Below are 5,919 nucleotides of genomic sequence, written 5' to 3'. Positions count from 1 at the left end.
ATATTTTAAATCCCAACTTACTATTTTAAAGGTACATCGTGCTTTACAAAACTATGTTTTATGCGCTTATACTCTCTTTGTTTATATCTGGATGTTCCTCTCAACAACAAGCTCTAAAAGCACCTACAAAACTACCGCAATCAAAAAGCGATTATCAACCGGATAGTGGTTACTATTTTGTACTTATCCAAAAGGATAAACAAAAATGGAAGATTCTTGACATAAAGGACAAGCCTACACTAAGAAGAGCTAACAAAAGTCAAGAAGTTCTTCAAGTAACGAAAAGTTATAGCAATGTCTATCCTAATTTTGAAGAGATTCTAAAGCCACAAAGAGATAACGAATATCTATGCGATGACTCAAATATAAGCGCAAAGTACACTCCTTGTTCAAGTGCATTGTCCTTTAACGCAAAGCCAAGAAATATTATTGATTACTTTAACAACATGAGTGAAGATTCAAAAAAATATAAATATGTAAGTAAAGGTTTAATAAATCAAGTCATAAAAGATACAAACCTTTATGAAGCAATAGAGAGCAAAAAAAGCACCCTTAAATATGCAAATTGCGAAGAGAGATTTTATAAAGCAGCTACAATTAAAGATTTTAATGAGTTTGTAAAAAGTTATACAGACTATGAAGAGGCCAAACCTCTACTTACTTTAGCACTTCAAAATCTTCAAAATTTAAAAGATACAGATGAGCAAAACAGACGCGAGGCTCAATTATCGAAAAAAAATTATCAAGATAGTTATAAAAAAACTCCTCAACAACAAGAGAGGGAGAGTCTTTATCTTGCAAAAAAAGAACAAGACAACATGGATGACTACGCTAAGAAGTTAAGTAATTTTAGAAAAACTCTTAGCGTAGGAACCCAAACAAACTGCGGAGTTATTATTGAGATAGATTCAAAAAAAGCAAATATATCACTAAATACTAATAACACTACAGCATGGATTGAGCGAAATAAAATATTTCCAAAAGGAGATGGTTGTCGTTTTGTTAAAGGAAGATATATAGCTCCACCATCTTTTTGATGTTACTTTTTGTTACCAAAAATAGTATATCTGAGACATTGTCCTAAAATCACAAAGGTTTAATCCTCCTATTTAACAACATTTGAAGTACTCTATATTTATATTATAAGAAAGACTTTTAATATGAATACAAAAAATCTTATACGCTTTATCATTATTGCACCAATCATAGCTATCCCTCTAATTGTATTTCTTTTTTTCTACATGAGCATCTCTCATAGTGAAGAGATGTTTAATAACAGCATAAAAAACCTCAAGGAAGAACTTTTACTAAAAGAAAAAGACAACACAATCTCTAAAGTACAAATGGCTATAGAGATTTTAAACTATGAAAATTCAACAATCAATGAAAAATTAAAACAAAAAGTCAGAGATAGAGTAAATAAGGCATTTGCAATTGGCTCAACTATTTATACTCACAATAATGGACTAAAAAGCAGTAATGAAATTAAAAAAATGATTATAGAAGTTCTTCGTACAATGACTTGGAATAATGCACAGAGTTCTATCTTTATCTTGGATAAAAATGGAGTTTTAGTGCTTGCTCCTGAGTATCTTAAACATAAAGAGGGAGAAAATATTATAGGTTTACAAGATGCTTCAGGACAATATATAATCAAAAATGAGATAGATATTGTAAAAAATAGTGGTGAGGGATTTTTATGGGATACGTTTACAAGACCAAACCAAGACAAAAATACACAATATCAACAGATGGCATTTGTCAAAGATTTTAAGATATTTAACTGGTACTTAGGCTCATCAGAATACCTAGATATAACCAAAAAAGAGATAGAACAGAGTGCTATTACTATACTTCGTAATATAAATAAAAATAAAAATGATTATTTTTTTATATATGACATGGATGGAAACATAATACTTCACTCTTTAAACCCAGAATTAGAAGGAAAAAACTTTTTAGATTCGCCAGATAAAAATGATAGAGCTGTAGCGAGTAAACTTCTAGATAGTATTAAAAAAGGAGGCAATAATTTTAATTCTTACTATTGGAAAAACCCAAACAATGGGCTTTTTGAAGAGAAAATATCTTATTTTGAAAAAGTTCCAAACACAAATTTAATGATAGGCAGCGGTTTTTATACAAAAGAGATAGATGCTATAGCAGATGAAAAAAAGAGAGAGCTTGAAGAGACAAATATTCAAGAGCTTAATATTATGAAAATTTACTCAATTATATTTGTAATGTTATCTACATTTGCTGCACTATTTATCTCAAAAAAACTTCAAGAAAAATTTATTATTCTTCAAAAAAATCTTAAGCAAAAAACAGATGAGCTTATCCTTTTAAATGAAGAACTTGAAGGGAAGGTAGAAGCAAGAACCAATCAGCTTAAAATCGCTTATGAAAATATGAGAAGACTTGCAAATACCGATTTTTTAACACAGATACACAATCGTTTCTCTTTTTTAAATCAATTCAATTCTCTTTTAAATAGATATAAAAATAGTGAGATAGAATTTTCTCTCATCATGATAGATATAGACTTTTTTAAAAATATAAATGATAATTATGGACACCATACAGGTGATTATGTAATTATTGAAGTGACAAAATTAGCTAAAGAGTGTTTAAGAGAGAGTGATATTTTTGGCCGTGTTGGAGGAGAAGAGTTTATGGTACTACTTCTATACACTTCTCTTGGTGCAGCAGAGGAGATTGCACAAAGAATAAGAGCAAAAATAGATAAGCATGATTTCAAATATATAAAACATGCAACTGTTAGTATTGGAGTTGTCTCATACAAAAAGAATGAGGATAGTACCGATATGTTTAAAAGGGTTGACAAAGCCCTATATGAGGCTAAAAATAGCGGTAGAAACAGAGTTTGCTCTATTTAGAGTTATTAGCTTTTATCTTGCTTTGATACGATTTCTTCCACTCTCTTTTGCTTCATAAAGTGCTGTATCTGCTCTATCTATAACACTTTTCAAATCATCACTCTCTTTAACTTCTGTCACACCAAAACTTGCTGTTATCTTAAAAGGATGTGCTGTTTGCCCTTCTATAAGACCTCTTATCTGATCAGCTATATTTAGCGCATTTTCTAGATTTGCCAAAGGAAGAAGTACTACAAACTCTTCTCCACCCCATCTCCCTACTACATCGCTCTCTCTTAGCAATCTACGTATAAGCTCTGAGATTTGTACAAGTACCTCATCTCCTACATTATGACCATAGGTATCATTTATTTTTTTAAAATAATCTATGTCAATTAGTATAAGCGACATTTTGCTACTGTTTTGGCTCATTGTTTCATACAGTGAGTCAAAGAGCTGTGAAAACTTATATCTGTTATAGAGGTTTGTTAAAGGGTCTCTTGAGGCTAATTGTTCTATTTTTTTATTTTTACTAATCAAAGTTTCATTTATGAGATTTAATTCTTCTTGATGCTCTTTCATAAATATCGCCCATTTAGAGTACGTTAAAGAGATAAGCTCTTTTTGAGTAACAACGCCAGCCATATTGCCCATCTCATCTACAACAACTACTCTTTTAAAATGTTTTTGTTTTAAAAACTCAAGAGCTTCTTTTACTGAACCACCTATACTCATAGATTCTACTGGTGAAGACATATGTGCTTTTATTGGCAAATCTAAATTGCTATTTTTTCTAATAATTCTCATGATGTCTTTTGTCGTAAATATACCTATAGGTTTTTTATCCTCGACTATAATAACGCTATCTGAAGCGCTATTTCTCATCTCATCTAAAACTTCTTTAGTACTTAAATCTTGTTCTATCCATCTAGCTCTTCTGCCAAGCTTTAAAAAATCATGCAGACAAAAATTATTCATAAGCGTATCTGGGTCGATACTGCTTGTAATATCTGTATGAGTTACAATTCCATAAAGAGTTTTATCATCATTTACTACGCATATATACTCAATATTGCAGCTAAGGCACTCCATAGTATCCAATATAGTCTCATTCTTATTCATAACTGGTAACTGAGCTAACTCTACATTATGAAGCGAAATATCAAGACCTTGTTCTCTTATTTTTGTATCTAAAAAATCATTTATCCGTAAAATAAAAAATACTCCACTATCATCAACAACCACATTTCTATGACCTTGTTCACACATAATTTCTATAGCTTCTAGTAGCGTATTGTCTCTTTTTATTGTTACTACAGAAGTTGTTGCTATCTCACCAACAGTTGGAAATCTCATATTTACCTCATATCTCATCAAGTGCTTTTTTTATTTTTAGTGCTTGGACGTGTTCATAAACATCGTGAGTGCGAAGCATAGAAGCCCCATTTTTCACAGCTTCTAAATGAAGTGTTAAAGTTCCTGATAATCTATCACTTGCTAAAGAGGGTGAAATCTTATCAATCATCGACTTTCTTGATGCTCCAACTAGTAGTGGATGCCCTAAAGTAGAGAAATGTCTTAAATGTTTTATAAGCATCAAATTATGCTCTAGTGTTTTTCCAAACCCTATTCCAACATCTAAAACTATATCTTTTACTCCAAAAAACTTTGCCTTCTCTACTCTTTGTTCAAAAAAAGTATACACATCACCCAAGATATTTTCATATTCTGGATTTTCTTGCATCGTTTGAGGAGTTCCTTGCATATGCATAATGATTGCTTTTGCACCATTACTAGCACAAAGTTTACACACATCATCACTACGTAATCCCGTAATGTCATTTACTACTCTAAAACCAGACTTTAGTGCATACTCAATCACTAAAGGTTCATAACTATCTATGCTAAATTCTACCTCTTTATAGAGCATCTGTGCTTGTATAATGTCAAGTATTGGCTTTACTCTCTCTAGCTCTTCTTCTTTTGAGACGATTTTAGCTGATGGCGCAGAAGAGACTCCACCTATATCTATAATATCCGCACCATCTTTTATCATCTTTTTTATAGCTTCTATTGCACTCTTAGCGTTAAATCTTGATTCTTTAAAAAAACTATCATCATTGGCATTGATAATGCCCATAACTTCCACTTTTGATGGGGATTTAATTTTTAAAATCTCTTGGAATTTCTTTGCAACCTCTTTTAATCCAAAAGGTTGCGCTAACTCTTTTCTACTAAGTTTTTCTAGCTCTCTTGTAGTTGCTATCAAGATAGCATCAACATATGGAGTTTTTGCAGTAACAGTCCCACGAGGCACAGCCAAATCTGCTCCAACACTAAGCGCATCTTGCTTTAAAATATTTGCGCCACCAACATGTAAATCTCTAAGTAAAATAATGTGATGAGCAGCTTTTGCGCCCATTATAGAGATACCGCCACTATCTACATTTAGATTTTTAAGATATTTTTTTATATCTATTTCATTAGATAAAAGTTCAACTTGCATTTCTCTCTCCTGAAAAACTCATCAACAAAAGTGCAAAGACACTCTGCGCTCTTGCATTTAATTCTAAGAGTCTAAAAGCTTTATCAAAATTATCAAGTTGTGATCTACTAAGAATAAGCTTATCCACAACAGTAGCTCTATAATAGAGCGCTTCAACAAGATCTTTGGCTTCACTTTTTTTTAATTTTGCAACCTTTTTTAAAAACTCAAAAATATCTCCATAATTAATTTTTGCAAGGCTAAACTCTATATCATAAACTCTATGCTCTTGTTTGTCTTTAAATATTGGGAGTCTTGAGCGAACGGTTGGAAGAAGGTTTGAAGTTGAATTAGAGAGTATTATAAACTCTATGTTTCTAGGAGGCTCTTCAAGAGCTTTTAAAAGAGAATTTTGTGAAACCGTATTGAAGTTGTTTGCACCAAGGATGATATATTTTGTTCCTGATTCGCTTATATATGCTTCTGCAACTGCTGCTTTTGCATGTTCTATCTTAAACTCATCTTCTACTATAAAACCAACTACTCTATTTGGTT

5 protein-coding genes are annotated in these 5,919 nt (G+C 31.6%); 2 read left to right on the top strand and 3 right to left on the bottom strand.

Going from position 1 to position 5,919, the window contains the following annotated elements:
- Positions 1-38 precede the first annotated feature (38 nt).
- Positions 39-1,037 carry a hypothetical protein gene (locus tag PHI38_RS08415; RefSeq protein ID WP_299855023.1) on the top strand — a complete coding sequence of 333 codons (999 nt, stop codon included), beginning with the start codon at positions 39-41 and terminating at the stop codon, positions 1,035-1,037.
- 123 nt (positions 1,038-1,160) lie between these two features.
- A complete protein-coding gene (locus PHI38_RS08410) occupies positions 1,161-2,900 on the top strand; it encodes a cache domain-containing protein (RefSeq protein WP_299855020.1) in 1,740 nt (579 codons plus the stop codon).
- 12 nt (positions 2,901-2,912) lie between these two features.
- Here PHI38_RS08410 and PHI38_RS08405 read toward each other — a convergent pair whose 3' ends face one another.
- The 3 genes from PHI38_RS08405 to PHI38_RS08395 all read right to left on the bottom strand — a co-directional run.
- Positions 2,913-4,253 (bottom strand): diguanylate cyclase, encoded by a 1,341-nt coding sequence (locus tag PHI38_RS08405; RefSeq protein ID WP_299855017.1) that lies wholly within the window; start codon positions 4,251-4,253, stop codon positions 2,913-2,915.
- Positions 4,243-5,385, bottom strand: coding sequence for a dihydropteroate synthase (gene folP / locus PHI38_RS08400; RefSeq protein ID WP_299855015.1), 1,143 nt, complete (start codon positions 5,383-5,385; stop codon positions 4,243-4,245). The genes PHI38_RS08405 and folP overlap by 11 nt, the downstream gene beginning before the upstream one ends.
- Positions 5,375-5,919, bottom strand: a 545-nt coding sequence (locus PHI38_RS08395; RefSeq protein WP_299855012.1) for a DNA polymerase III subunit delta', incomplete at its 5' end; no start/stop codon positions are given. The genes folP and PHI38_RS08395, both read right to left, overlap by 11 nt.

It is taken from the genome of Sulfurimonas sp., assembly GCF_028694895.1.
Lineage (GTDB): Bacteria > Campylobacterota > Campylobacteria > Campylobacterales > Sulfurimonadaceae > Sulfurimonas.
The sequence above is the reverse complement of the archived record's forward strand: the minus strand, read 5'-3'. Positions and strand labels throughout refer to the sequence as shown.

What these genes read in the sequence shown, in the direction of transcription:
- PHI38_RS08410 (WP_299855020.1), top strand. Translation starts at nt 1,161, where the DNA reads ATGAATACAAAAAATCTTATACGCTTTATCATTATTGCACCAATCATA.
- PHI38_RS08405 (WP_299855017.1), bottom strand. Translation starts at nt 4,253, where the DNA reads ATGAGATATGAGGTAAATATGAGATTTCCAACTGTTGGTGAGATAGCA.
- folP (WP_299855015.1), bottom strand. Translation starts at nt 5,385, where the DNA reads ATGCAAGTTGAACTTTTATCTAATGAAATAGATATAAAAAAATATCTT.